The sequence below is a fragment of the Melioribacter sp. Ez-97 genome (assembly GCF_051488665.1).
Lineage (GTDB): Bacteria > Bacteroidota > Ignavibacteria > Ignavibacteriales > Melioribacteraceae > Melioribacter.
This window is the reverse complement of sequence record NZ_JBPSEG010000010.1, coordinates 56,155-82,440: the sequence shown is the minus strand read 5'-3', so window position 1 is coordinate 82,440 and position 26,286 is coordinate 56,155. Positions and strand designations below refer to the sequence as shown.

The following is a 26,286-nucleotide window of genomic DNA, read 5'->3' as shown; positions in this document are numbered from 1 at the left end:
TTGCTTATTGCCGAACCTTTACAGAGAGCTATAGACGAGTTGAGCAAACTTCCTTCGATCGGAAAGAAAACGGCTCAACGGTTGGCGCTGCATCTTTTAAAGAGCGACAAGGAAACGGTCGAGTCGCTCGTCGATGCAATCGGCGCATTAAAAAACGAACTCCGTTTTTGCGAAATCTGTTTCAATTTATCCGTCGAAGAAAAATGCGACATTTGCAAAAGTCCGAAACGCGACCATTCGGTAGTATGCGTTGTTGAAGAAATCAGCGACGTGATTGCTATCGAAAAGACAAATGAATACAACGGAGCGTATCACGTTCTGGGCGGCGTATTGAATCCGCTTGCGGATATTACGCCCGACAAACTCCACATAGGCGAATTGATTAAAAGAATTGAATCAGGCGGAGTCAACGAAATTATTCTGGCATTAAATCCCGACGCCGAAGGCGACGCTACTTCGCTCTATTTGACGAAAATATTAAAAGAATATCCGGTTAAAGTAAGTCGAATTGCAAGAGGACTGCCAATAGGAGGCGACCTCGAATTTGCCGACCCCGCAACAATCGGACGCGCTTTCAGCGGAAGAATTCAATTGTGATGGATAATTGGTATAAAGACTGGTTCTCATCGGAAGAATATTTTAATGTTTACAACCACCGCGATTTAAATGACGCCCGTCTGCTGGGCGAATTAATCTTACGCGAAACCCGACCGCGAGAAAAAGCTTTGATACTCGACGCCGCATGCGGATTCGGAAGGCACGCTTTATTTTTTGCTTCGAAAGGATACGATGTCGTTGGATTCGACCTCAGCAAATTATTCCTCGACAGAGCCCGCGCCGAAGCCTGCGGATCGAATCTGAATCTTAAATTGATTCGAGCCGATATAAGACGGGTTTGTTTTAAAACCCGTTTCGACATTATCCTTAACCTGTTTACAAGTTTCGGTTATTTTGAAAGCGACGAGGAAAATTTTTCTTTTCCGGAAAGAGCTTACGGTTTTCTTAAAACAGGCGGATGGTACGTTTTCGATTATCTGAATAAAACGTATGTGGAAAATAACCTTGAAGAAGAAACGGTAAGAAAAGTAAACGGAGCGTTGATTACTGAAAAACGTACGATACGGAAAGAACGGGTAATTAAAGAAATAATTATTGATTACGGCGGAAATCGGAAAACATTTTACGAATCCGTAAAGCTTTACGATTCGGAAACGCTTCAAAAGAAATTTGAGCAAATTGGGTATAAATTGGTTAATTTATACGGCGATTATAACGGAAATTCGTATGCGGAAAATACTCCACGGTTAATTATGTTTATGAAAAAATGAAATACGCGGCTTACATATCGATATTAATTATTATAATTGCCGCTTGCGATTTGATAACGACGCGCGAGGCTGAAGAGCCGATTAAACCGAGTTCGAATTTTATAGCCGCTACCTCGCCGGAAATTTTGCTTCGGAATTTCGAATCTTCGATCGAGGAAAAGATTACGGAAAATTACCTGGCTTGTTTTGTCGACAAAAATTTTCTCGACAAGGAATACAAATTTATTCCCGCGGGCGAAGCCCTGGCTACCAATCCCGCTTTGAGCAATTGGGATTTGAATTCCGAGCGGCTATTCCTTGAAAATTTGAAAGCAAATTTGCCCGAAGGTAAAAATATAAATTTATCGCTGGACAATCTGAACGAAAACAGATTCAGCGACAGCGTTATTTACGTTTTCGATTATTCGCTCGTAATAAATTCGACTAATAAAGCGCTCGACGGCGAATACAAAGGCTCTTCTCAAATGAGCGTTTATAAAGACTCGCGGGAACAGTGGGTTATTGTGGAATGGCGCGATTATAAAAGCGAGTCTTCTCAATGCTGGAGCGATCTGAAAGGGAGAATTTCAAATTAACAAACCGATAGCTTACATATTGTTGTTTGTTTTGGCGGGGTGCGTTAATCCGTTTGCGCCAAAATTGGACGAATCGATCGGCGGCAGCGACAGACTGATTAGCAATCAGAGCGACATCGAAGGCGTCTTTAAAAATTTTCAATACGCCTATACATTTAAAGATACTTTGATTTACAGCCAGCTTCTTCATCCCGACTTTATATTTACATACCGCGATTACGATAAAGGTTACGACGTTAGCTGGGGCAGGGACGAGGAGATGAAAACCACTTACGGACTTTTTCAAAATACTCAACGTCTCGATTTGATCTGGAACAATATAATAATAATGAGCGGCGATTCGACGCATATTATAAGAAGCTTTAATTTGACCGTGGCTTTTTCGCCGGTCGATATCGAGTATATCGACGGCAAGGTTAATCTCGAACTCGTTAAAAACAACAACAAATGGCAGATTTACCGCTGGATCGACGAATCGAATTATTAGGGAACAGTCATGATATCGTTTTATTTTAAGGAAGCCTTTAAGATTTTCAAACGTTCGCCGTTTGCCACAATTGTAATAGTTTCCATCACTACAATTGCCGTATTGATGTGCGGATTTTCTGCCGGCATGATCTATTTCTCTTCTAAGCTGACCGATAAAATCAAACGGAATATCGAAGTGTCTGTTTTCGTCGATGATTATTTAAATGACGGTCAACTAAAAGAAATCGAGTCGCTTTTGAACGAAATGTCGTCGATTTCAAAGACGCGTTTTATCGACAAAGACGAAGCCGCCGAGGAGTTTATTAGGGAGACAGGGGAAGATTTCAGAGAAATTTTGAGCGAAAATCCTCTGCCTCGCTCGTTTGTCGTTAAATTCAATCCGGAGAAAATTAATCCGCGCAATTTCGAAAGGGAAATCGATCGGATCAGGAAAATTTCAGGCGTTACCGATGTGGTTTACGATTATGATTTCATATTGAAGTTATTTAATTATCTCGGTTCGTTGCAAATATTGATCTATCTTTTTTCCGCTGCGCTTGTCATTTTATCGGTCTATCTTGTATATACAAACAGCCGGCTCCAGATCGAAGCCAATGCTCAATTGTACCGGACGATGAAACTTGTAGGCGCAAAATTAATAACGCTGAAAATTCCGATTATTCTTTACGGCATACTCGTCGGCATTCTTTCTTCTTTGGCGGCTCTGGCGGTCGTTTATTTGTCGAAATTGCTGTTGACTGAAATTTTAAATAATATTAACTTTGTCAAGTTTATTAATGTAATTTATTTGTTTATATTGTTGCTCGGAATTTCTCTGGGACTAATGGGCAGCTTAATTTCATCCAGAAGGTTGTCGCTTCAAACTGATTAGAAAGGAAAGTGAGGGTCATGAAAAAATTCTTTGCTCTCTTTACAATGCTTTTCATTGTAACCAATGTTTACGGTCAAATTAAAGATTACGAGCTGGGTTCGTCTCTTTTGCAAAGATACAACCAGCAAACGGGCTATTTCGATTTATCCGATCCCGAGTCGGTAAATATCAAAGTTGCCGTCTGGGGTTTTGTCCGGTATCCGGGAAAATATGTTGTGCCGATTTATACGACGGTTTTGGACCTTTTGTCGTATGCCGGAGGACCTACGGACGCGGCTCATCTGGACGATTTGAGAATTTATCGTATTAATCCTGATTCTACCCAGAGTCTTATAAAAGTTAATTACAACGATATAATGTACGAAACGGAACTCGATTCAAGGTCCGTGAAATTTCCTCATCTGGAAGCCGGCGATGTTTTGGTTGTGCCGGGCGCTCCCAGATTATATACTCGCGAAACTGTCAGCATTATTGTGTCTGTGCTCAGCGCTTTGATATCGTTGACTATTCTCATACTAAATATTACACGCAATTAGAGAGGGTAAAGTGAATAACAACGATAATAATTTTTATCAGGAAAATTCGCTGAAAGATTATATCAACCTGATTCGTTTAAATATCGGGAGCATAATCGTAATTAGTATTACTGCTCTCATTGTGGCTGTGGTCTATGCGTTAAACGCTCCTAATATTTATAAATCGACTACGACGCTGAAAATAACAAAACCGCAGGGCAGCATTCTGGATGCGCCTTTAATTCCCGAATTTCAGGACTTCGGAAGCGATCGTTTTATAGCTAACGAAATCGAAGTATTAAAAAGTTATTCTCTGCGAAACCAGGTGGCGGAAACTTTAATCGATTCATTTAAGCTCTCGCGCAATAAAGATAAATTTGAATTGATCGTTGAAAGGGAAGACCGAAACAGCAAACCCGTTCTATTGCCTGTCGAAGATATTATTGAACTTTTGGAATCGGAGGTCGATATTTCTCAGAAGAGAGGACTCGACATTGTCGAAATTACTGTTGAATCGCGTTCGCCATACGAAGCTTCTCTCATTGCAAATTGTTATGCGGAAGCGTATAAAAAACTCAATTTGACTTACAATCGTCAGCAATTGACAGCCGTCAAAGAGTTTCTGGCTCAACAACGCGAGGAAAAACTGGCCGAATTGTCTGCGGTCGAAGAAGCGTTGAGAACTTATCAGGAACAAAAAGGAATCGTGGAACTGCCCGAACAGGCTAAAGCCCTTATCGAACAAACGACCGATTTCGAATCGAAAATGAACGCGACCAAAATCGACCTGACTATCGCCGAAAATACTCTTAAACAGTATAAAGCCGAACTCGCCAAGCAGGACCCGAACATAAGCGATTATATTGAAAGTTTTGCCACCGAACCTTATATTAAAAATCTTCAGTTGCAAATAGCCGACCTGCAGACTCAAAAGGACAGAGCTTTGTCGTCTTATAAGGATTCGCCGAGACGTTCGGAAATTATTCGGGAGTTCGACGCCAAGATTAACGACTTGAAAGAAAAACTTAATAATCAATTAACGGTATACAGAGCGGGAATACTCGCTTCGAGCCCAGAAGAGATTAAAGAACTTACCCGAAAAGTTCTGGAAGAAGAAGTAAAATACCAGGCTTTGAAAGCTTCGTACGATAAACTGAGCGAGATTGTCGCGGATTACGACAAAAGACTGAATAAACTTCCCACGAGCTCAATTGATCTTGCAAGACTTACGAGAGAAAAACAAGCATACGAAAAATTATATCTTCAGGTGGAAGAGAAATACCAGGAAGCAATCATAAACGAACAATCCGTTCCGGGAAATGTATTGATAATCGACCCGGCGATTGTGCCTACTCTGCCGTCCAAACCTAACAGGCTTCTTATTGTTTTTGCGGGACTGGTTATTGGAGTAGGACTGGGACTGGGTTTTGCATTCCTGCGCCACAATTTTGACAACACAATTAAAACTCCTGAAGATATACAAAACAGGAATATTAACATACTCGCATGGATACCGCATATCGAAGGAATTGAAACAAATCCCGAACTCGAATTCATTGTCTCGAAAAAACCCGACGCCAGCGCAAGCGAAGCTTACCGAGCCTTGAGAACCCGTATTAAATTCTCCAAGATCGACAAGGATTCATTAAGAACAATATTGGTTACATCGCCTCGTTCCCAGGAAGGGAAAACCACAACCGCCGTCAACCTGGCGGGCAGTCTGGCTTACGCAAATAATAAAACTGTTATCATAGACGCCGACCTCAGAAAGCCTCGTCTGCATAACGTATTCGGTCATAAACGCTATCCTGGTTTTACCGACTATTTCTTCGGACAGGTCGGTTATGAAGAAATTATCAGAACAACCGACGTTAATAATCTGAGTTATATTAGCGCCGGCACAATTCCGCCTAATCCTTCTGAAATCCTGGGTTCCGATCAGATGATTAATTTTATTAAGAAACTAAAAGAAGAATACGATTATGTCGTAATCGATTCGCCGCCTTTGATTGCGGTTACCGATTCCGAAATTCTTGCTCAGCTTGTGGACGCCACTATATTAGTCGTTTCGGCAAACTTTACCGAAGTCGACTTACTCGAAAAATCGGTTGAAATGCTGCGCCGCGATAATTCCACGTTTATCGGAACCGTACTGAACAATTTCAGCTACAGAAGCGGATACAGCTCTTATTATAAATATTATTACTATTATTCCAGTCCGACTAACGGTTCCAAGAAAAACAGAGTGAAAGCAAATTGAAAGCAAAAAAAACTGCGGTTATTACGGGCGGCGCGGGATTCCTCGGTTCGCATCTCTGCGACAGGCTGATTTCCGAAGGCATGAAAGTTATTTGTCTAGACAATCTTCTTACGGGAAGAATTGAAAATATCGAACACCTTTTCGGAAATGAAAATTTTCAATTCATTAAACTCGACGTTACCAATTACATTCATGTGCCGCATAGCGTCGACTACGTACTCCATTTTGCTTCGCCCGCAAGTCCTATCGATTACCTTAAACTTCCGATTCAAACGCTTAAAGTCGGTTCGCTCGGAACTCATAAAGCGCTGGGACTGGCGAAAGAAAAAAATGCGATCTTTCTTTTGGCTTCGACTTCGGAAGTATACGGAGACCCATTGGTTCATCCGCAAAGCGAAGAATACTGGGGCAACGTAAATCCCGTAGGACCGCGAGGCGTTTACGACGAAGCCAAACGATTTGCCGAAGCTATGACGATGGCTTATCACAGATATCACGGACTCGGCACCAGAATTGTAAGAATCTTCAATACGTACGGTCCCAGAATGAGAGTCGACGACGGCAGAGCGCTTCCAACATTTTTTATGCAGGCTCTCAAAGGCGAAGATCTGACCGTATTCGGCGACGGCTCGCAAACACGCAGTTTCTGTTATGTGGACGATCTCGTGGAGGGAATCTTCAGATTGTTGATGTCGAACGAAGTTTATCCGGTCAATATCGGCAATCCGGACGAAGTATCGCTGAAAAAATTTGCCGAAGAAGTTATTGAATTATGCGGTTCGAAGAGCAAAATCGTTTATAAAGAATTGCCGCAGGACGACCCTAAAGTAAGAAGACCCGATATCACAAAGGCTCGGGAAATTCTCGAGTGGGAGCCTAAAATTTCGAGGCAAGAGGGTCTGAAGCGAACTCTCGAATATTTTAAAGAAGCTATAAACCGTAATTAAACCCGCTGCAGCGCTGCGTTTCTTTCGAAACCTGTTACCCATTTTGCTTGTTGAACGAAAGGTTTTCTGCACAAACCGAATTTTAGTACATTTGTAAAGATAAAAACGGTTTTTATATGAATTATCTTTTAAGTTTTTTAATCGGGGCGATTTTAGGCTCGACGCCCACGGCATATCTGCTTCTGAAGAAATCGAAGAAAATAGACGTTACAAAAGCGGGCTCCGGAAATGTCGGCGCAATGAATTCGTACGAAGTAACAAATTCGAAATTAATCGGGCTGATTGTTTTTGCAATCGACGCTTTGAAAGGACTTCTGAGCGTCTGGCTCGCCGAAATTCTTTTCGGACATAAATTCGAATTCATGATGATTGCATTAATCGGAGCTGTGTTGGGGCATTGTTATTCATTCTGGATTAATTTCAAAGGCGGCAGAGGATTGGCGACGGCTGCGGGAGGGGCGCTGATTATATCGATTCCCGTTCTCGGCATCTGGGTAGCTCTATGGCTTGTTGCGTATCTTTTCAGGCGCCACATCCATTTTGCAAATTTTACCGCCACATTGTTAACCGGATTGCTCTCGTTTACTTCCGGCGACATTCTAAACAAATACGCTTCTCCCTCCGCAGTCGACACGATGAATTTCAGCATACTGGTTTCTTTAATGCTCCTGATTATTTTGTCAAAACATATCATACCGATTAAAGAATATTTTTCGGGTCTTGCAAAAAGTAAAAAGGGCGACTGACATGAAAAATTTAAAATTGGCACTCCTTTCTTCCGCAGTTACTGCGTCGGTATTGGTCTTGTTTTATGCTTTTGTACTGGCAAAACCGGAAACGAATAATTTTAATAATATCATAGGTTCTTCCCAAGCCCGGATAAAACCGGTAAATACGGTACAGGTTAATAACAGCATATCGAATTCGCGCAGTACTATTATAACAGAGACTGTCAAGAAAGTAAATTCCGCAGTTGTAGGCATCAACGTTACGGAAATAAGACAGTACAGAGATATATTTTCGCTCGATCCGTTCTTCAGACAATTCTTCGGAGACCGAGTTTACAACCAGCAGGTGCGAAGCCTGGGGTCGGGAACGATTATATCTCCCGACGGTTATATCTTAACCAACGATCACGTGGCGGGCAATGCAGTCGAAGCTATTGTTACATTGACGGACGGTTCGCAATACGAAGCCGAGATCGTCGGTTCCGACCCGGTATCGGATATTTGCCTTTTGAAAATTGACGCTGAAAACCTGCCTTATATTGAATTCGGTGATTCCGACAGCATTTTAATAGGCGAGTGGGTAATCGCTCTCGGCAATCCGTTCGGACTCTTCGACATTAACGACCAACCGACTGTTACGGTCGGAGTCATAAGCGCCAAGGGAATGAATTTAGGCGCGGCAAACAACCGTTATTATGTGGATATGCTTCAAACCGACGCGGCAATCAATTCGGGCAACAGCGGCGGTCCTCTTGTTAATGCCTTCGGTCAGTTGATCGGAATGAATACTTTAATCTATACGGCTCAGGGTTCCTCCGGCAACGTAGGCGTAGGTTTCGCTATCCCTTCGAATAAAATTAAAAAGGTAATAAAAGAATTAAAGGAAAACGGCAAAATCGACCGGGATTTCTGGACGGGACTCAGCATTCAAACTATCGACCCTTCGATCGCAAAAGCATACGATTTAAAAAGTTCTCACGGCGTTATAATTACCAATGTTGTTAAAAATTCGCCTGCAGATAAAGCCGGTTTGAAAGTTTACGACATCATTCTCGGCATTAATCATTTCAAAGTTAATAACGAAAATACTTTGATAGGCATATTGCAGGAATTCAGACCCGGCGATGTAATCGACGTAAAAATTCTGAGAGACAACAAAAGACTTATCAAAAAAATGAAATTGGAGAGAAAATAATGATACCTCGTTATACCCGTCCCGAGATGGGGCGTATCTGGAGCGATCAATTCAAATTCGAAACCTGGCTGAAAGTTGAAATTCTGGCATGCGAAGCGCGTCATAAAATGGGCGAAATTCCGGACGAGGACATTAAACAAATAAAGGAAAAAGCTAATTTCGATTTGAAGAGAATTCTTGAAATCGAAGAAACAACAAAACACGACGTTATTGCCTTTCTTACTAATGTTGCTGAATATGTCGGACCCGCATCGCGACATATTCATTACGGAATGACATCGTCGGACGTTCTCGATACTTCGCTTGCTTATCAAATAAAAACGGCGGGGGAACTGTTATTAAAAGATTTGTACGAATTGAAAAAAGTTTTAAAGAAAAGAGCGATTGAACATAAACGAACGATTTGCGTGGGACGAAGCCACGGTATTCATGCCGAACCGTATTCGATGGGATTGAAATTCGCTCTCTGGTACGAAGAAACTAAAAGAAATATAGCCCGTCTCGAACGAGCAATCGAAAATGTAAGCGTAGGGAAAATTTCCGGCGCCGTCGGAACTTTCGACCATTTGACTCCACAAGTCGAAGAATACGTTTGCGAAAAACTCGGTCTGAAACCTGAGCCCGTGGCGACTCAGGTGGTTCAACGCGACAGGCATGCGGAATTCCTTACGACGCTTGCAATTATCGGTACGACGCTCGATAAAATTGCAATTGAAATAAGACATTTGCAGCGCACGGAAGTCCTCGAAGCCGAAGAGTATTTTTCAAAAGGACAAAAAGGATCTTCTGCAATGCCCCATAAAAGAAATCCGATTATCAGCGAAAGGCTGAGCGGACTCGCGCGTATTTTGAGGGCGAATTCGATTGCCGCTTTGGAAAATGTACCCCTCTGGCACGAAAGAGATATTTCTCATTCTTCCGCCGAACGCGTAATTTTGCCCGACAGTTGTATTGCTCTCGACTATATGCTCAATCTTGCCGTAAAATTAATCGATAATCTGATAATCTATCCCGACAATATGCTCGAAAATCTTAATAAGACGCGGGGACTCATTTTTTCTCAAAAAATTCTGCTCAAATTGGTTGAAAAGGGGATTACGCGCGAGGATGCATATAAAATTGTGCAGGAATGTTCCATGAAGGTATGGCGGGATAAATCGACAAATTTGAAAGAGGAACTCCTCAAATCGACCGAAGCGTTGAAGTATCTTTCCAAAGAAGAAATCGAGGAAGTATTTAATCCCGACAAAATGCTCGCTAACCTCGATTATATCTTCGCCAGGAGCGTTGAGTCGGATTAATAAGATGACATATCCTGTCTAAAAACGACGATTTTCAACTAAAATCAAAGAAAATACTTGACAAAATAATAGAATAAATTTATATTAGCACTCGCTTAAAAAGAGTGCTAATATAATTAAAATTAAAAGGAGGTTGAAATATGGCAGACTTCAAGATTAAACCTTTGGCTGACAGAGTAATTGTAAAACCGAAAGAAGCCGAAGAAACAACCAAAGGCGGAATTATTTTGCCCGATACCGCCAAAGAAAAACCGATTGAAGGTACCGTTGTTGCAGTGGGCGAGGGCAGAGTTACTGAAGACGGAAAATTAATTAATATGCACGTTAAAGTCGGCGATACGGTATTGTACGGAAAATATTCCGGCACCGAAGTTAAAATTGACGGCGAAGAATATTTAATTATGCGCGAAAGCGATATCTACGGAATTGTTCAAAAATAAAGTTTGATAAAAAAGGAGGATTATTATGGCAGCAAAAATAATTGAATTCAGCACCGACGCAAGAAGCGCTCTTAAAGTGGGCGTAGATAAACTTGCCAATGCCGTTAAAGTTACTCTCGGTCCGAAAGGACGCAATGTGGTTATCGATAAAAAATTCGGAGCTCCTACTGTTACTAAAGACGGCGTTACTGTAGCAAAAGAAATCGAATTGGAAGACCCGATTGAAAATATGGGCGCTCAAATGGTTCGCGAAGTCGCTTCGAAAACAAGCGACGTTGCCGGCGACGGTACTACAACAGCTACCGTTTTGGCTCAGGCAATCTTCCGCGAAGGATTGAAAAACGTTACAGCAGGCGCCAATCCGATGGACCTCAAACGAGGCATTGACCTCGCCGTAAGCAAAGTTATCGACTATTTGAAATCAATCAGCAAAGAAGTCGGCGGCCGCGACGAAATTGCCCAGGTCGGCGCAATTTCCGCAAATAACGACAAGGCTATCGGCGATTTGATTGCCGACGCTATGGAAAAAGTTGGCAAAGACGGCGTTATTACGGTAGAAGAAAGCAAATCGGCAGAAACCACTCTCGAAGTCGTTGAAGGTATGCAATTCGACCGCGGTTACATTTCGCCTTATTTCGTAACAAATTCCGAAACTATGGAAGCAGTCCTCGAAGACGCATACATTCTGATTCACGACAAGAAAATTTCGGCAATGAAAGACCTACTGCCGATTCTCGAAAAGATTGCTCAATCCGGCAGGAATCTCTTAATCATTGCCGAAGACCTCGAAGGCGAAGCTCTGGCTACTCTGGTTGTCAACAAATTGCGCGGCACGCTCAAAGTATGCGCCGTAAAAGCTCCCGGATTTGGCGACAGACGTAAAGCTATGCTCGAAGACATTGCAATCCTCACAAACGGTACGGTTATTTCCGAAGAAAGAGGCTTCAAACTCGAAAACGCTACTATCGAATATCTCGGTAGAGCTAAAAGAATTACAGTCGACAAAGACAATACCACAATTGTCGAAGGCGCAGGCAAACCCGAAGAAATCAAGAAGAGAATCAACGAAATCAAAGCTCAGATCGAAAAAACCACTTCGGATTACGACAGAGAAAAATTACAGGAACGTCTGGCTAAACTGTCCGGCGGCGTTGCAGTTCTGAAAATCGGAGCCGCTACCGAAGTAGAAATGAAAGAAAAGAAAGCCCGCGTTGAGGACGCGCTCCATGCTACAAGAGCAGCCGTTGAAGAAGGCATTATTCCCGGCGGCGGAGTTGCTCTGGTTCGCGCTATCAAATCGCTCGACAAAGTCAAAGGCGAAAACGACGACCAGACAACCGGCGTTCGTATCGTTCAAAAAGCTCTTGAAGAACCTCTCAAACAAATTGCTGCTAATGCAGGTCTGGAAGGAGCTGTTGTTCTCAATAAAGTGCTCGAAGGCAAAGACGATTACGGATTCAACGCTCAGACCGAAACTTATGAAAATCTGATGAAAGCCGGCGTTATCGATCCTACTAAAGTTACACGTACGGCTCTCGAAAATGCGGCTTCCGTCGCTTCGTTGTTGATTACTACCGAAGCGGTTGTTTACGAAAAGAAAGAGGAAGAAAAAGCTGCTCCGGCAATGCCGCACGGTATGGGCGACATGTATTAATAAATTTCTTCATTCCGTTAATTCAAAGTCCCGCTCTCATGCGGGACTTTTTTTGTCCCGTTTATAAATCCGGAACGTTAAATACATTAAAATGTCATTCTACGGAATCCCGGCGTATACGGGACGGCTAAGAATCTGAGTGATACTTGATTTACTTAACTGACCAGATATACTTCGTCAGACTCCGACTGATTTATCAGTCCCTTGACTGATCAGTATGACAAATGGCGGATTGTATAGGTCTTTGTGAACGAGTGGTATGGGGGAAGCAATATCTAAACAAAACTTTGTCTTTGCGAGGAGTGAGCAATGCAAACGACGAAGCAAACTCAAACAAATACCGGTGAGATACTTCCCCGGCTAAAGCGGGACTCAGTATGACAGTACACTAATCCCTAACCCCCAGTCCCTAACCCCTAATCCCTGACCCCTACACTATAACGAGATCCGACAGTGATGGTAACGACGAAAAATCTGTGTGTCAGAGATTCTTCAGAATCACAAAATGATTATAATTTTACTTTCACCGATACATTAAAAATAAGGAATACTGTAACTTGTCATTCTGAGGAGTCCCGACGTAGACGGGACGACGAAGAATCTGTATTTTAGAGATTCTTCACCCGTCTTCGACGGGATTCAGAATGACAGCGAGGTAAATACCTTCGCGATCTCCGCGCCCTTCGCGGTTAAATAAGTATTGAGAGTTTGCTTCCCCCGCATATTGCGGGGTCGCAAAGACGGATGCATGACAATCAGTTTCGGTTTTTTTATTACAAGATTACAAAATTACCAAGATTACAAGATTCGCAAATTACCAAGAACTAAGAACCTCAAAACTCCCAAACCCCGAAAGCACGAATGCACGAATTTACTAAAGGATGACCGACGAATAATCTGCATATGACTTTTAATTAATATTTACGAATGATTAATGATTGAGATACTTCCCCCGCCGTTGGCGGGGTCAGTATGACACTACTGTAATAATTTTACTTTCAGTATTGTATTCAGACTAAAAAAACTGTAACATGTCATTCTGAGGAATCCCGCTACAAGCGGGATGACGAAGAATCTGACGGGGTGTTTTATTAACGTGAAAATTTTTTTCTGAGATACTTCGCCCGCTAAAGCGGGACTCAGTATGACAGTTCCCTAACCCCCAGTCCCTAATACCTAACCCCTAATCCCTACACTCTGACGAGATCCGACGTGGAAGGTAACGACGAAGAATCTGTATTTTAGAGATTCTTCAGAATGACAAATAACTGTTTTTTGTCTTGTCTTTGTTAAAAAAAAATTTATTAAATTGAATATCGTTATTTATAAAAGCAAGTTAAGGGAAAAAATACATGATTAATTATATCGGCAGATTCAATGTGGTTCCTTCTTTGCCCAAGAAACTCGAACCGCTAAGAGAAATAGTTTACAATCTATTTTGGACATGGAATTACGACGCGATCGATTTGTTGAGAAGACTCGACCCGCAATTGTGGGAAGAGACATATCACAATCCGGTGTTAATGCTCGGAAAAATAAGTCAAAAAAGATTGAACGACGTAGCCGCGGACGACAGCTTCCTTGCTCATATGGACAGAGTCTATACTCAACTCAAAGTTTATAAAGAAGAAAAAACTTGGTATCAGAAAAATTATGATTACGGCAGCGAGAATGTAATTGCATATTTCTCAGCCGAATACGGATTAACGGAATCGCTGCAAATTTATTCGGGCGGACTCGGCGTTCTCTCCGGCGACCATCTCAAATCATCCAGCGATCTCGGAATTCCTCTTGTAGGGGTCGGACTATGCTACAAAGAAGGATATTTCCAGCAGTACCTTACGAACGACGGCTGGCAGCAGGAGAGATACGAAATTACGGATTTCTACAATCAACCGATGACGCTAATTACAAACAAAGATAATACGCCGCTCAAAATCGAACTCGACTTCCCGGGCAGAAAAGTTTATTTCCAAATCTGGAAAATCGAAATCGGACGAATACCGCTTTATCTGCTCGATACAAATGTGCCCGAGAACAGGGAGGAAGACAGAAAGATTACACGCACTCTCTACGGCGGAAATATCGAAACTCGAATACAACAGGAAATTGTTTTGGGTATCGGAGGCATTCGCGCTCTTCATGCAATGGAACTGCGCCCGTTAGTCTGCCATATGAACGAAGGGCACTCTGCTTTTCTGGCGCTTGAAAGAATTCGACTCCTCATAAAATTATACGGATTATCGTTCAACGAAGCAAAAGACATAAATTTCCATTCCAATATTTTTACAACGCACACTCCCGTTCCCGCAGGAATCGATATCTTTCCGAACGACTTGATGGAAAAATATTTCGGCTCTTATTACAGAAACGAACTGCAGATCGACGACAAAACTTTTTATAAACTCGGAACGATTGTAAAAGACAAACCGCCTGCAAATTTCAACATGGCGCATCTTGCTATGAATATGGCGGGCTTCGTAAACGGTGTAAGTAAATTGCACGGACAAGTATCCAAAAAAATGTGGCAGAGCGGATTCCCGGATATCCCGTTCGACGAAATTCCGATTGAACACGTTACAAACGGCGTTCATATTCATTCGCACCTGTCGAACGATATGCACGAACTGCTCTATCGTTATCTGGGAGAAAAATTCAACCGCGACCCTTCCGATTCGGAAGTGTGGAAAAGAATCGACGAAATACCTGACGAAGAATTGTGGCGCACTCACGAAAGAAGACGAGAACGACTCGTGGCATTTGCGCGCAACCGTTTGAAAAAACAGATTATGCAGCGAGGCGGTTCCGCTTCCGAAATTAACGCTGCAAAGGAAGTTCTCGACGCTCAGGCTTTGACAATCGGTTTTGCCCGCAGGTTTGCCACTTATAAAAGAGCCAATCTGATTTTCAGGGATATTGAACGTCTCGAAAGCATTTTATGCAATCCCGATTATCCCGTTCAATTGATCTTTGCAGGCAAAGCTCACCCTAAAGACGAGGAAGGCAAAAAACTTATTCAGGAAGTAATTGCAATGACAAAAGAACCGTCATTGCGCAAGAAGATCGTTTTTATTGAAAATTACGATATGAATGTGGCGCGTTATATGGTGGAAGGCTGCGACGTCTGGTTAAATAATCCGCGCAGACCTCTCGAAGCCAGCGGCACTTCCGGCATGAAAGTAATTGCTAACGGCGGACTGAACCTGAGCGTGCTCGACGGCTGGTGGGACGAAGCTTACAATCATGAAGTCGGCTGGAAAATCGGCAACGGCGAAGAATATGAAAACCTCGACTACCAGGACGAAGTCGAATCGCGTCTCATCTATGAAATGATCGAAAAGGAAATTATTCCTCTTTTTTATAACAGAGGCGAAGACAAACTTCCGCGCGGATGGATTGCAATGATGAAAAATTCAATGCGAACTCTCGGACCGTTTTTTAATACTCACCGCATGGTACGCGAATATTCGGAACGCTTTTATTTCAAAGCCTACGAAAAACGCCTCTTTCTGATGAATAATAAATGGAAAAAAGCCAAAGAGTTTTCAGCGTGGAAACAAAAAGTATATCAGAACTGGAGCAAAGTTAAATTCATCAGTATTGCCGAAGAATTAAAAGGCGTTGAATTGAAAGTCGGAAATAAATATCCGATAACCGCGGAAGTGGAACTCGGCGAACTTACCCCTAAAGATATCGACGTTCAGATTTATTACGGTAAAATCGATAACGGTGAAAAAGATAAAAATTTCGTGACTATGACTTACGTTCCGAAAAAATCGAAAGACAAAAGATATACTTATCGCGGCGAAATTGAATGCATGAACACGGGACAGTTCGGTTTTACGCTTCGAATTCTTCCGAAACACGAATTGCTAATCAACCAGTTCGAACTCGGTTTAATCAGATGGGCTTAGAAAATTATGTATCTGGAAACGCTCGACGTTCGGGGAAAAGACATCCTGATTTATTCGCAGAATCGGTTCGACAGAGAAGATAATTTCAGGATTATCTATAAACAGGAACCGGTTAAACAACCCAAACCGATAAGTTACGCCGATGTATGCAATATTGTAAAAGAGCCTGTAGCCAAGAATCTCATAGTCTACAGGCTTTTGACCAACGACCCTCAACTCGACGCTTATTCGACTAAGTACGGTTTTTTCCTCGAGATAGACGGCGCGGTCGAATTGATTTATTTCGACCCGGTATATGCAATTAAAGATCTACCGCATCTTAAATTCAGCAAGCCGGTCGATCAATTCAGATTTAAGATTCAACAGGTTGGACTTACCAATATCGGCAGAGGAAGCAATTATACCGAAATTTACAGTTTCGATATGCGCGCCTCCGAAGCGAAAAATCAAAACGATAAAATCTTTGCGCTGGCGGTTTTTGCTCTCGATCCGACTTTTAAAGACGAAGAATCCGCCGCTCATGATACCGAAAACGAACTTGGTAATCTAAGAGAAGTAAATCGAACCGCCGATGTTATGAATAAACCGTCGATCGATAAAAATAAGATCGACTTCAAATCGGAACCCGGAGTTGAAAAAGAGACTTTTAAAATAGAAAAAGACAGTCTGAGCGTTTTTGATTTGTTCAAATCTACTTATAATTCCGAAGCGCTCGAAAAAAGAAAAAAAGAAAATATAATATTGAAACTCGGCGATTGACTGAAAAAATTATTGAATACTGCGCGTTGTTTGACTCTTATTTAATATAATTGTTTTCATATTGTTTGTATAGAAATAAAATCTTAAATTTGCATTAATACTTAGTTAGGGCTGATTATACTGAAAGGGCAATATATACACTCGTTAAAGGCAAGATTCCGATACGTTAATAAAAAGTTTATGTTGACCGTTTGATCGGAACAATACTGTTAATTTGACTTCGGTTAAACGGTTATTTTTATGTAATTTTACAGAGCCATGTGACTCACGTGGCGGAGCTGTGTTGTTTAGGGATTAGGGACTGGGGATTAGGGATTAGTGAACTGTCATACTGAGTCCCGCTTTAGCGGGCGAAGTATCTCAGACATACAGATTCGTCGATACAGCCTCTGTCGGATTCCTCAGAGTTAGGGATCGGGGATTAGGGGTCAGGGATTAGTGATCTGTCATACTGACCCCGCCAACGGCGGGGGAAGTATCTCCTGGTCAGTTAAGTAAATCAAATATCACTTAGATTCTTCGTCGTCCCGCTTGCAGCAGGATTCCTCAGAATGACATAATGCTGTATTTCGTGTCAATAATACAACGGTGAAAATAAAATTATATTCATGTTGTTATACTGAAGAATTTCAGAAATAATGAAAAGTTATTATGTTTACATAATGACAAACAAAAGTAAAACTCTCTATACAGGCGTTACAAATAATTTGATAAGAAGAGTCTATGAACATAAAAATAAATTAATATCGGGATTCACGAGTAAATACAACATTACAAAGTTAATTTATTACGAAGAATTTAATGATGTCAAAAAAGCCATTAAAAGAGAAAAACAAATTAAAGGATGGTTAAGAAAAAAGAAAATAGAATTAATTGAAAAGGAAAATCCTGAATGGGAGGATCTTAGTAAAGAATGGTATTAGATTCTTCGTCGTCCCGTCTACGTCGGGACTCCTCAGAGTTGGGGACTAGGGGCTGGGGATTAGGGATGAGTGACTGTCATACTGACCCCGCCAACGGCGGGGGAAGTATCTCCTGGTCAGTTAAGTAAATTAAATAGTCACTCAGATTCTTCGTCATCCCGCTTGTAGCGGGATTCCTCAGAATGACATAATGTTGCATTTCGTGTCCATCATACAACGTTTAATGTACAAAAATTATCATGTTGTCATTCTGAATCCCGTCGTAGACGGGTGAAGAATCTCTGACATAAATATTTTTCGTCGTCCCGTCTTTTGGGTTCGTGCTTTCGGGGTTTGGGAGTTTTGAGGTTCTTAGTTCTTGGTAATTTGCCAATCTTGGTAATCTTGTAATCTTGGTAATCTTGTAATCATGGTAATTTGTAATCTTGGTAATAAAAAAATAACTCCGCGCGCCTAAACAATCGACGATAAGTTAATGACCATTAACAATAAACTAACGAGGGATAAATGAATTTCAAAAAAGAACTTCTTGAAAAAATTGAAAACGGAAAAGCGGTAGTCGGCATTATCGGTATGGGGTACGTAGGACTGCCTCTTACTCTTGCATTTGCCAATAACGGATTCGAAGTTATCGGTTTCGACGTCGATGAAAACAAGATACCTTTATTGAACGAAGGAAAAAGTTATATCAAACATATCGATTCGAAATTGATTAAAGATATTATCAAGAAAAAGAAATTCAAAGCGACTTCGGATTTTTCAAAATTGAAAGAATGCGACGCGATTATTATATGCGTTCCAACTCCTCTGGATGAACATCGCGAACCGGATATGAAATACGTTAGAGCGACTGCCGAAACAATCCGAAAACATCTGCGAAAAGGGCAGTTAATAACGCTCGAAAGCACTACCTATCCCGGTACGACCGAAGAAATTTTATTGCCGTTATTCGAAACTGCGCCGCAAGTTCAAAATACACTCACCCCTAATCCCCAATCCCCGGTTCCTGATTCTTACGCCGTCGGCAAGGACTTCTTCCTGGCGTTCAGTCCCGAAAGGGAAGACCCCGGCAATAAAGATTTTACAACGAGCACAATACCGAAAATTGTAGGAGGCGTTACGGACAGCTGCCGCGAACTTGCCGTAGCGCTTTACGGAAAGGTAGTTAAAACTACGGTGCCAGTATCATCTCCGCGAGTGGCGGAGGCGGCAAAACTTCTCGAAAATATTTATCGTTCCGTCAATATCGCTCTCGTTAACGAGTTGAAAGTTGTATTCGAAAGAATGAATATCGATATATGGGAAGTTATTGACGCGGCTAAAACGAAACCATTCGGATTTCAGGCGTTCTATCCCGGTCCCGGTCTCGGCGGTCATTGTATCCCTATCGATCCGTTTTATTTGACATGGAAAGCGCGCGAATACGAAGTCAATACAAAATTCATCGAACTGGCGGGAGAAGTAAATACGTTTCAACCTTACTACGTCGTTGAAAGAGCCGTGGAAGTTCTGAATCAGGCTCACAAAGCGGTAAAGGGAAGTAAAATTCTGATACTCGGAGTCGCTTATAAAAAGAATGTTGACGATATGAGAGAATCGCCTTCTTTAAAATTAATCGAACTGCTGCGTGAACGGGGCGCGGAAATCGACTATAACGACCCGTACGTTCCCAAACTGCCTCCGACGAGAAAGTATCAATTCGATATGCATTCCGTTGAACTGACTAAAGACGTATTGAGATTATACAACCTTGTATTGCTGGCAACCGACCACGACAACTACGACTACAATTTTATACGTAAACATGCCCGCTTAATTCTCGACACCCGCAATGCATTTAAAATAAAGGGACTGCACGAAGGGAATGTGTTTAAGGCGTAGTTCAGCGCTGGAGTTCAAAGTTCTGAGGTTAAGAGGTTCATATGAAAATAAATGATTTTACCGATATTGATTCATGGAAAGAAGCCAGATTGTTAGTAAGTGAAATATACAATCTAACTTCAGGCGAAAAATTCAAAAAAGACTACGGACTTAAAGACCAAATTCAAAGAGCGGCGGTCTCTATAATGAGTAATATTGCAGAAGGATTCGACAGCGGATCCACTAAATCATTTATTAATTTTCTCCGGTATTCTTATCGATCTTCTTCCGAAGTAGAGTCTTTATTATATTTGGCATTAGATCTTAAATACATAAAGGAAGATGAATTTACTCCAATTCTGGAGCGTATTAAAAAAATAAAAAGCTTATTGGGAGGATTTATTAGGTATTTAAAAAGTATCGAATAAACTCAACTCCCCTGACAAAGAACCAAGAACCCCAAAACCAAGAACGAAAAATGAACTTTGCAATTACAGGAGTAGCGGGCTATATAGCCCCAAGACATTTGAAAGCCATAAAAGAAACCGGACATAATCTCGTAGCCGCATTGGATCCTCACGATTCTGTGGGACTGTTGGATAGCTATTTCCCCGACGCAAGTTTTTTTGTTGAATTCGAACGGTTCGAACGTCACCTCGATTTACTGCACAGAAAATCCGAGTCCGAGCGCGTCCACTTTCTGTCGATTTGCTCGCCGAATTTTTTGCACGATTCTCATATACGTCTGGCGTTAAGAATTGGAGCTGATGCAATATGTGAAAAACCTCTAGTTCTAAATCCGTGGAATCTCGACGCGCTTGAAACTGTCGAAAAGGAAACGGGAAGAAAAGTTTATACAGTATTGCAACTGAGAACGCATCCGTCGATTATTGAACTTAAAAGAAAAGCGGAAGCGGTTATTAAATCTCAACCGGGTAAAAAATTCGATATCAGTCTCGATTATATAACATCGCGCGGATTGTGGTACGACTTTTCGTGGAAAGGCAGCGTTGAAAAATCGGGCGGCGTGGCGACTAATATCGGCATTCACTTTTTCGATATGTTGATCTGGATTTTCGGCAGCCCCGTTCATTCGCGAATTTTAGACAATAGTAAACGGTCAATGAAGGGTGAATTGGAATTAGAAAATGCTTTCGTCAAATGGAACCTTTCGATTAATTACGATGACCTGCCGGAAAGCGTTAAATCCGCCGGAAAAAGAACTTACCGTTCTATAAAAATTGACGGGGAAGAACTCGAATTTACGGAAGGATTTACGGAACTGCATACTGTTGTTTATCGCGATATATTGAACGGTAAAGGGTACGGCATAAACGACGCTCGTCCTTCGATTCAATTGGCATATCAAATAAGGAACGGGATTGAGTTTTAGAGAAAGTCGGTTTTGGGGTTCTTGGTTTCGGGGTTGGGGAGTTTTGAGGTTCTTAGTTCTTGGTAATTTGCCAATCTTGTAATCTTGGTAATTTTGGCAATCTTGTAATCTTGGTAATCTTGTAATAAAAAAACGAAATTGATTGTCGCGCATCCGTCTTTGCGACCCTGCGGTATGCGGGGGAAGCAAATCTGAATAAAACCCCGTCTTTGCGAGGAGCGAGCTGAGCGAGCGACGAAGCAAACTCTCAAAAATTATTAACCACAACGAGCGCAAAGAACGCTAAGGTATTGTAGCATAGTGTCATACTGAGTCCCGCTTTAGCGGGCGAAGTATCTCTTGGTCAAGTAAGTAAAGTAAAAAGTCATCAGCAGATTCTTCGTCGTCCCGTCTTTGTCGGGACTCCTCAGAGTTAGGGATCAGGGATTAGTGAACTGTCATACTAACCCCGCCAACGGCGGGCGAAGTATCTCTTGGTCAGTTTAGTAAATTAAATAGTAACTCAGATTCTTCGTCATCCCGCTTGCAGCGGGATTCCTCAGAATGACAAGTTACTTTTTTTTAGTTCTTAATACTATAATGAAAGTAAATTATTAGAGCAGTGTCATACTGATCAGTCGGAGTCTGATGAAGTATCTCAGAAAAAAAATTTCACGTTAATAAAACACTACCTGTAAACAATAAAATTAAAAGCCTATGAACTATTACATCAACGAATATGCGGTTGTCGACGACAATGTCGAAATCGGAGAAGGCACTAAAATATGGCATTTCAGTCATATCCAGTCGGGCGCCAAAATCGGAAAACATTGCGTTCTGGGTCAAAACGTAAACGTAGGCAATAACGTTACAATCGGCAATTATGTGAAAATTCAAAACAACGTCTCTGTTTACGAAGGAGTTACGCTCGAAGACTATGTTTTTTGCGGACCATCGATGGTCTTTACAAATATTAAAGATCCGCGCAGTAAATATCCGCAGGTGGGAAGTCAATATTATATTAAAACTTTAGTTAAAGAAGGAGCGAGTCTGGGAGCCAATTGTACGATTGTATGCGGAATTACAATCGGGAAATATGCGTTTGTGGGCGCGGGAGCGGTTGTAACCAAAGACGTTCCGGATTACGGATTGGTAGTCGGAAACCCCGCCAGATTAATCGGATGGGTATCCGAAGCGGGAATAAAACTGAAATTCGATCCCGACGGTTTTGCCGTCTGCCCGAAAAGCGGTAAAAAGTATAAATTGGAAAACGGGAAAGTGGTTGAGAAGGAATAGGGAGCAGGGATTAGGGACTGGGGATTAGTGAATTGTCATACTGACCCCGCCAACGGCGGGGGAAGTATCTCAATGATTCATCATTCGTAAATATCAATCAAAAGTCACATGCAGATTATTCGTCGGTCATCCTTTAGTGAATTCGTGCATTCGTGGTCTCGGGGTTTGGGAGTTTTGAGGTTCTTAGTTCTTGGTAATCTTGTAATCTTGGTAATCTTGTAATAAAAAAACGAAACTGACTGTTATGTATCTGTCTTTGCGATCCCGCAGTATGCGGGGGAAGCAAACTCTCAAATATTATTAACCGCTAAGGGCGCGCAAGAACGCTAAGCTTTTATTTCTCCGCGCTTTCTCCGCGAACTTTGCGGTTTATAAAGTAACCCCGCTGTGCACGAATAACAAATTTTATATATGTTAATAAACACTTAGCGTAATCAGTTAAAAACTAAAAAATCCTATTTGCTCAATTAATAAAAATTTATATATTTGCATACAATTTCTTGGGGCAAGAATTTATTGAAAAGGGCGGATTACGGGCAATTAATTCCACATTGAAATTCGAGTGAAAAATTAAAATATCTACCGTTAAATCGGTACTTATTATTTTTATCTCCGTACGGATTTGACGGTATTTTTTATTAAAGGAGCCATGTGACTCACGTGGCGGAGCTGTGTTGTTTAGGGGTTAGGGACTGGGGAATTGTCTTACTGATCAGTCAAAGTCTGATGAATCAGTCAAGGGACTGATGAATCAGTCAGAGTCTGATGAATCAGTCAGAGTCTGACGAGGTATCTCAAAAATTTTATATTCTTTCACTAAATCTGTTAAAAAAAATCATAAAGCAATAGTATTCTGAAAGCTGATAAACTGAACGCTGACAATCTGAACGCTAATTTCAGTAGTTGAGCGTCCAGCATTCAGATGGTCAGAGGGTGGAAAAAAATTTAAAAGTAACGAGAAATGAGCGACGAGTAACGAGTGACAAGTGACGAGAGACGGGTAACAAGTAACGAGTGACGGGGAACGAGTAAGAAATGAAAAGTCATAAAGATTTACAGGTGTGGCAAAATAGTATTCAACTTGTTAATGAGATTTATACACTGACGAAAAATTTTCCAAAAGATGAACTTTTTGGATTAGTTAGCCAAATAAGAAGAGCGGCAATTTCAATTCCATCTAATATTGCTGAAGGAAGTGCAAGAAATCATAAAAAGGAGTTTGTTCAATTTTTATATGTTTCATTAGGTTCTTGCGCAGAATTAGAGACACAAATGATTATTTCAATGAATTTGGGATTTGTAAACAAAGAAACTTTAGATGAATTATTAGAAAAAATAAAAGCAATCCGTAATATGCTTATTGGTTTGATTAAATCGTTAAGGGGAACAAGTAACGAGTGACGAGTGACGAGTAACGAGTGACGAGTAACAAGTCACTAGTCACGCGTCACATCTTATGCATCACGCGTCACTTAAAACCGCTGGGCGGGAAGCGAAGACGAAACTGAAAATGCTTGTTAACATTAAGGTAAATGGCGAATTGAAAAGAGTAAAGAAATAGGATATGAATCATAAAATTAACTGTCCACTGAACATTGACCGCTAATTCACTAATCACGCTTCGCTTTGAATAGTTGGGTTGGAAAACAAAAACAAAATTAAATTAGCTTTTTGAAAATAATGATTGAAGCAGATATTAATAAGGTTATTGAAATATTTATATTTTCGTAGTATGAAAAAAATAGTTTTTTCGCGTCATGCTGAGTATAAAATTCAAGTCCTTAGCAGACATCAAGTAAATGTTGATAAATCTTTAATTGAGAAAATAATATCTAAACCGGGAAGAGTTGAAAATGGATATAAAAATAGATTAATTGCGCAAGGTCAATTAGATGAATATCATGTATTACGAATTGTTTATGAAGAAAGCGAAGAGGAAATAAAAATAATTACAATATATCCGGGAAGGAGATCACGCTATGAAAAAGATTAATTATGATAAAGAGACTGATATTTTAATAATAGAATTTTCAGAAAAGCCCATTGAATATGCAGAAGAAGAGGGCCCAATAATAATACACTTTGCCAAAGATGATGAACCCGTATTATTGGAAATTCAGGGTGGGAAAGAATTTATATTAAATACGTTTATTTGTATGATTAATGAGAAAGAAGTAGTTTTGCCTTGAGCGTGAGGTGACAGCATTCAGAGAAACAGCGTTCTGCGTTCAGATGGTCAGAGGGTGGAAAAAAAATTAAAAGTAACGAGAAATTAGCGACGAGAGACGAGTAACAAGTCACTAGTCACACGTCACGCGTCACAAGCCACTTAAAACAGTTGAGGTGGAAGGCGAAGACGAAACTGAAAATGCTTGTTAACATTAAGGTAAATGGCGAATTGAAAAGAGTTATAGAAATAGGATATGAATCATAAAATTAACTGTCCACTGAACACTGATATACTGAACGCTAATCAACTGAACGCTGAATATTATGAAAAACAAACGAATCTACATCGCCGATCATACCGGAATGCTTGCCCGTCTCTGACGGGGTTGGTTAAAATAATAGGATTGATTACATGAATTTTCAAGATAAAAAAATTTACATCGCTGGTCATACGGGAATGGTAGGTTCTGCCGTTTTGCGAAAATTATCCGCTGAAGGTTATGACAGTTTTGTTTTAAGAACATCAAAAGAATTAGATCTCAGCAATCAAAAAGCGGTAAATGATTTTTTGAAAAAGAAAAAAAATTGATTTTGGCTTAATGTAAATTATATTAGTAATTTAATATTATGTTGGAGAGATAATGAGTAATAAAGTTGCATTAATAACAGGTGTAACAGGACAAGATGGTTCTTATTTAGCAGAATTTTTACTTGAAAAGGGTTATGAAGTTCATGGTATAATACGTCGTGCTAGTGTTTTTAATACTGAGAGAATAGATCCGATTGCTGATAAATATAATAAAGATGAAAAAAGATTTTTTGGATATTATGGTGATATGACTGATTCAAGTAATCTAAACCGGATATTGGAAAAAGTTCAACCAGATGAAATATATAATTTAGCTGCTCAGAGTCATGTTCAGATATCTTTCGAAGTACCAGAGTATACTGCGGAAGTAGATGCTCTTGGAGTGCTCAGATTTTTAGATGCTATTAAAAATACGAGAATAAATACGAAATTCTATCAGGCTTCAACAAGTGAATTATATGGTAAAGTGCAAGAAATACCTCAAAATGAGAACACTCCTTTTTATCCTAGATCTCCTTATAGTGTAGCAAAATTATATGCATTCTGGATAGTGAAAAATTATCGTGAAGCTTATAATCTTTTTGCGTGTAATGGTATATTATTTAATCATGAATCTCCTAGACGAGGGGAAAATTTTGTTACAAGAAAAATTAGCTTATCTGCCGCCAGAATTAAGTTAGGACTTCAAGAAAAATTATACTTGGGGAATTTAGATGCAAAAAGAGATTGGGGCTTTGCACCTGAATATGTGGAAGGAATGTGGAAAATATTACAATTCGAAAGACCAGAGGATTTTGTTTTAGCTACAGGTGAAGCTCATTCGGTAAGAGAGTTTGCTAATAAAGCATTTGAAATTCTTGGGTTTAATATTGTCTGGGAAGGAGAAGGAATTAATGAAAAAGGAGTCGATAAAAATAGTGGTAAGATTTTGATTGAAATTGATCCTAAATATTTTCGACCTACGGAAGTAGATTTATTATTGGGTGATTATAATAAAGCAAATAAGTTACTTAAATGGGAACCTAAAACAAAATTTGAAGAATTAGTGGAAATAATGGTAAAAGCAGATTATGATAATTTGAAAAAAATAGGGATATAGCT

General features: G+C 40.7%; 25 protein-coding genes. All 25 read left to right on the top strand.

Annotation, left to right across the window (positions count from 1 at the left end; all coding sequences use genetic code 11):
- Positions 1 to 597: a recombination mediator RecR gene (gene recR, locus ACSSWA_RS11495; RefSeq protein WP_437356721.1), complete on the top strand. Its 597-nt coding sequence runs from the start codon at positions 1 to 3 to the stop codon at positions 595 to 597.
- Positions 597 to 1,328, top strand: a complete 732-nt coding sequence (locus ACSSWA_RS11490) for a class I SAM-dependent methyltransferase (protein ID WP_437356720.1) — start codon at positions 597 to 599, stop codon at positions 1,326 to 1,328. Before recR ends, ACSSWA_RS11490 begins: the two co-directional genes overlap by 1 nt.
- Positions 1,325 to 1,903, top strand: coding sequence for a hypothetical protein (locus ACSSWA_RS11485; RefSeq protein ID WP_437356719.1), 579 nt, complete (start codon positions 1,325 to 1,327; stop codon positions 1,901 to 1,903). The genes ACSSWA_RS11490 and ACSSWA_RS11485 overlap by 4 nt, the downstream gene beginning before the upstream one ends.
- Positions 1,904 to 1,934: 31 nt before the next feature.
- Complete coding sequence (locus ACSSWA_RS11480; RefSeq protein ID WP_437356718.1) at positions 1,935 to 2,390, top strand: hypothetical protein; 456 nt, start codon at positions 1,935 to 1,937, stop codon at positions 2,388 to 2,390.
- Positions 2,391 to 2,399: 9 nt separating this feature from the next.
- Positions 2,400 to 3,263, top strand: coding sequence for a cell division protein FtsX (locus tag ACSSWA_RS11475; protein ID WP_437356717.1), 864 nt, complete (start codon positions 2,400 to 2,402; stop codon positions 3,261 to 3,263).
- A 17-nt stretch (positions 3,264 to 3,280) separates the two neighbouring features.
- Positions 3,281 to 3,799 (top strand): SLBB domain-containing protein, encoded by a 519-nt coding sequence (locus ACSSWA_RS11470; protein ID WP_437356716.1) that lies wholly within the window; start codon positions 3,281 to 3,283, stop codon positions 3,797 to 3,799.
- Between the two features lie 10 nt (positions 3,800 to 3,809).
- Entirely contained in the window at positions 3,810 to 6,038 is a 2,229-nt protein-coding gene (locus ACSSWA_RS11465) for a GumC family protein (protein ID WP_437356715.1), read from the top strand.
- A complete protein-coding gene (locus ACSSWA_RS11460) occupies positions 6,035 to 6,985 on the top strand; it encodes a UDP-glucuronic acid decarboxylase family protein (protein ID WP_437356714.1) in 951 nt (316 codons plus the stop codon). The genes ACSSWA_RS11465 and ACSSWA_RS11460 overlap by 4 nt, the downstream gene beginning before the upstream one ends.
- A 116-nt stretch (positions 6,986 to 7,101) precedes the next feature.
- Positions 7,102 to 7,731, top strand: a complete 630-nt coding sequence (locus ACSSWA_RS11455) for a glycerol-3-phosphate acyltransferase (RefSeq protein WP_437356713.1) — start codon at positions 7,102 to 7,104, stop codon at positions 7,729 to 7,731.
- A 1-nt stretch (position 7,732) separates the two neighbouring features.
- Entirely contained in the window at positions 7,733 to 8,908 is a 1,176-nt protein-coding gene (locus ACSSWA_RS11450) for a S1C family serine protease (RefSeq protein ID WP_437356712.1), read from the top strand.
- Positions 8,908 to 10,209 carry an adenylosuccinate lyase gene (purB, locus tag ACSSWA_RS11445; protein ID WP_437356711.1) on the top strand — a complete coding sequence of 434 codons (1,302 nt, stop codon included), beginning with the start codon at positions 8,908 to 8,910 and terminating at the stop codon, positions 10,207 to 10,209. Before ACSSWA_RS11450 ends, purB begins: the two co-directional genes overlap by 1 nt.
- Before the next feature lie 140 nt (positions 10,210 to 10,349).
- Positions 10,350 to 10,649: a co-chaperone GroES gene (gene groES / locus ACSSWA_RS11440; protein WP_437356710.1), complete on the top strand. Its 300-nt coding sequence runs from the start codon at positions 10,350 to 10,352 to the stop codon at positions 10,647 to 10,649.
- Positions 10,650 to 10,674: 25 nt separating this feature from the next.
- Positions 10,675 to 12,303, top strand: a complete 1,629-nt coding sequence (gene groL / locus ACSSWA_RS11435; RefSeq protein WP_437356709.1) for a chaperonin GroEL — start codon at positions 10,675 to 10,677, stop codon at positions 12,301 to 12,303.
- A gap of 1,352 nt (positions 12,304 to 13,655) precedes the next feature.
- A complete protein-coding gene (gene glgP, locus ACSSWA_RS11430; protein WP_437356708.1) occupies positions 13,656 to 16,217 on the top strand; it encodes an alpha-glucan family phosphorylase in 2,562 nt (853 codons plus the stop codon).
- A 6-nt stretch (positions 16,218 to 16,223) separates the two neighbouring features.
- Entirely contained in the window at positions 16,224 to 16,976 is a 753-nt protein-coding gene (locus ACSSWA_RS11425) for a hypothetical protein (protein ID WP_437356707.1), read from the top strand.
- Between the two features lie 638 nt (positions 16,977 to 17,614).
- Positions 17,615 to 17,899, top strand: coding sequence for a GIY-YIG nuclease family protein (locus ACSSWA_RS11420; protein WP_437356706.1), 285 nt, complete (start codon positions 17,615 to 17,617; stop codon positions 17,897 to 17,899).
- Positions 17,900 to 18,406: 507 nt separating this feature from the next.
- Positions 18,407 to 19,780, top strand: coding sequence for a nucleotide sugar dehydrogenase (locus tag ACSSWA_RS11415; RefSeq protein ID WP_437356705.1), 1,374 nt, complete (start codon positions 18,407 to 18,409; stop codon positions 19,778 to 19,780).
- A 41-nt stretch (positions 19,781 to 19,821) separates the two neighbouring features.
- Positions 19,822 to 20,187, top strand: a complete 366-nt coding sequence (locus ACSSWA_RS11410; protein ID WP_437356704.1) for a four helix bundle protein — start codon at positions 19,822 to 19,824, stop codon at positions 20,185 to 20,187.
- Between the two features lie 50 nt (positions 20,188 to 20,237).
- On the top strand, positions 20,238 to 21,152 hold the full coding sequence (locus ACSSWA_RS11405; protein WP_437356703.1) for a Gfo/Idh/MocA family protein: 915 nt from the start codon (positions 20,238 to 20,240) through the stop codon (positions 21,150 to 21,152).
- Positions 21,153 to 21,848: 696 nt separating this feature from the next.
- Positions 21,849 to 22,427, top strand: a complete 579-nt coding sequence (locus tag ACSSWA_RS11400) for an acyltransferase (RefSeq protein ID WP_437356702.1) — start codon at positions 21,849 to 21,851, stop codon at positions 22,425 to 22,427.
- A gap of 1,035 nt (positions 22,428 to 23,462) precedes the next feature.
- Positions 23,463 to 23,828 (top strand): four helix bundle protein, encoded by a 366-nt coding sequence (locus ACSSWA_RS11395; RefSeq protein WP_437356701.1) that lies wholly within the window; start codon positions 23,463 to 23,465, stop codon positions 23,826 to 23,828.
- Between the two features lie 331 nt (positions 23,829 to 24,159).
- Positions 24,160 to 24,420, top strand: coding sequence for a DUF4258 domain-containing protein (locus ACSSWA_RS11390; RefSeq protein WP_437356700.1), 261 nt, complete (start codon positions 24,160 to 24,162; stop codon positions 24,418 to 24,420).
- On the top strand, positions 24,407 to 24,616 hold the full coding sequence (locus tag ACSSWA_RS11385) for a DUF2283 domain-containing protein (RefSeq protein WP_437356699.1): 210 nt from the start codon (positions 24,407 to 24,409) through the stop codon (positions 24,614 to 24,616). Before ACSSWA_RS11390 ends, ACSSWA_RS11385 begins: the two co-directional genes overlap by 14 nt.
- Before the next feature lie 392 nt (positions 24,617 to 25,008).
- Positions 25,009 to 25,185: an NAD-dependent epimerase/dehydratase family protein gene (locus ACSSWA_RS11380; protein ID WP_437356698.1), complete on the top strand. Its 177-nt coding sequence runs from the start codon at positions 25,009 to 25,011 to the stop codon at positions 25,183 to 25,185.
- Between the two features lie 52 nt (positions 25,186 to 25,237).
- Positions 25,238 to 26,284, top strand: coding sequence for a GDP-mannose 4,6-dehydratase (gene gmd / locus ACSSWA_RS11375; RefSeq protein ID WP_437356697.1), 1,047 nt, complete (start codon positions 25,238 to 25,240; stop codon positions 26,282 to 26,284).
- Positions 26,285 to 26,286 lie beyond the last annotated feature (2 nt).

Excerpts from the sequence above, each read along its gene's own strand:
- ACSSWA_RS11490 (WP_437356720.1), top strand. The coding sequence starts at position 597 with ATGGATAATTGGTATAAAGACTGGTTCTCATCGGAAGAATATTTTAAT.
- ACSSWA_RS11485 (WP_437356719.1), top strand. The coding sequence starts at position 1,325 with ATGAAATACGCGGCTTACATATCGATATTAATTATTATAATTGCCGCT.
- ACSSWA_RS11475 (WP_437356717.1), top strand. The coding sequence starts at position 2,400 with ATGATATCGTTTTATTTTAAGGAAGCCTTTAAGATTTTCAAACGTTCG.
- ACSSWA_RS11470 (WP_437356716.1), top strand. The coding sequence starts at position 3,281 with ATGAAAAAATTCTTTGCTCTCTTTACAATGCTTTTCATTGTAACCAAT.
- ACSSWA_RS11455 (WP_437356713.1), top strand. The coding sequence starts at position 7,102 with ATGAATTATCTTTTAAGTTTTTTAATCGGGGCGATTTTAGGCTCGACG.
- ACSSWA_RS11450 (WP_437356712.1), top strand. The coding sequence starts at position 7,733 with ATGAAAAATTTAAAATTGGCACTCCTTTCTTCCGCAGTTACTGCGTCG.
- purB (WP_437356711.1), top strand. The coding sequence starts at position 8,908 with ATGATACCTCGTTATACCCGTCCCGAGATGGGGCGTATCTGGAGCGAT.
- groES (WP_437356710.1), top strand. The coding sequence starts at position 10,350 with ATGGCAGACTTCAAGATTAAACCTTTGGCTGACAGAGTAATTGTAAAA.
- groL (WP_437356709.1), top strand. The coding sequence starts at position 10,675 with ATGGCAGCAAAAATAATTGAATTCAGCACCGACGCAAGAAGCGCTCTT.
- glgP (WP_437356708.1), top strand. The coding sequence starts at position 13,656 with ATGATTAATTATATCGGCAGATTCAATGTGGTTCCTTCTTTGCCCAAG.
- ACSSWA_RS11425 (WP_437356707.1), top strand. The coding sequence starts at position 16,224 with ATGTATCTGGAAACGCTCGACGTTCGGGGAAAAGACATCCTGATTTAT.
- ACSSWA_RS11420 (WP_437356706.1), top strand. The coding sequence starts at position 17,615 with ATGAAAAGTTATTATGTTTACATAATGACAAACAAAAGTAAAACTCTC.
- ACSSWA_RS11415 (WP_437356705.1), top strand. The coding sequence starts at position 18,407 with ATGAATTTCAAAAAAGAACTTCTTGAAAAAATTGAAAACGGAAAAGCG.
- ACSSWA_RS11410 (WP_437356704.1), top strand. The coding sequence starts at position 19,822 with ATGAAAATAAATGATTTTACCGATATTGATTCATGGAAAGAAGCCAGA.
- ACSSWA_RS11405 (WP_437356703.1), top strand. The coding sequence starts at position 20,238 with ATGAACTTTGCAATTACAGGAGTAGCGGGCTATATAGCCCCAAGACAT.
- ACSSWA_RS11400 (WP_437356702.1), top strand. The coding sequence starts at position 21,849 with ATGAACTATTACATCAACGAATATGCGGTTGTCGACGACAATGTCGAA.
- ACSSWA_RS11395 (WP_437356701.1), top strand. The coding sequence starts at position 23,463 with ATGAAAAGTCATAAAGATTTACAGGTGTGGCAAAATAGTATTCAACTT.
- ACSSWA_RS11390 (WP_437356700.1), top strand. The coding sequence starts at position 24,160 with ATGAAAAAAATAGTTTTTTCGCGTCATGCTGAGTATAAAATTCAAGTC.
- ACSSWA_RS11385 (WP_437356699.1), top strand. The coding sequence starts at position 24,407 with ATGAAAAAGATTAATTATGATAAAGAGACTGATATTTTAATAATAGAA.
- ACSSWA_RS11380 (WP_437356698.1), top strand. The coding sequence starts at position 25,009 with ATGAATTTTCAAGATAAAAAAATTTACATCGCTGGTCATACGGGAATG.
- gmd (WP_437356697.1), top strand. The coding sequence starts at position 25,238 with ATGAGTAATAAAGTTGCATTAATAACAGGTGTAACAGGACAAGATGGT.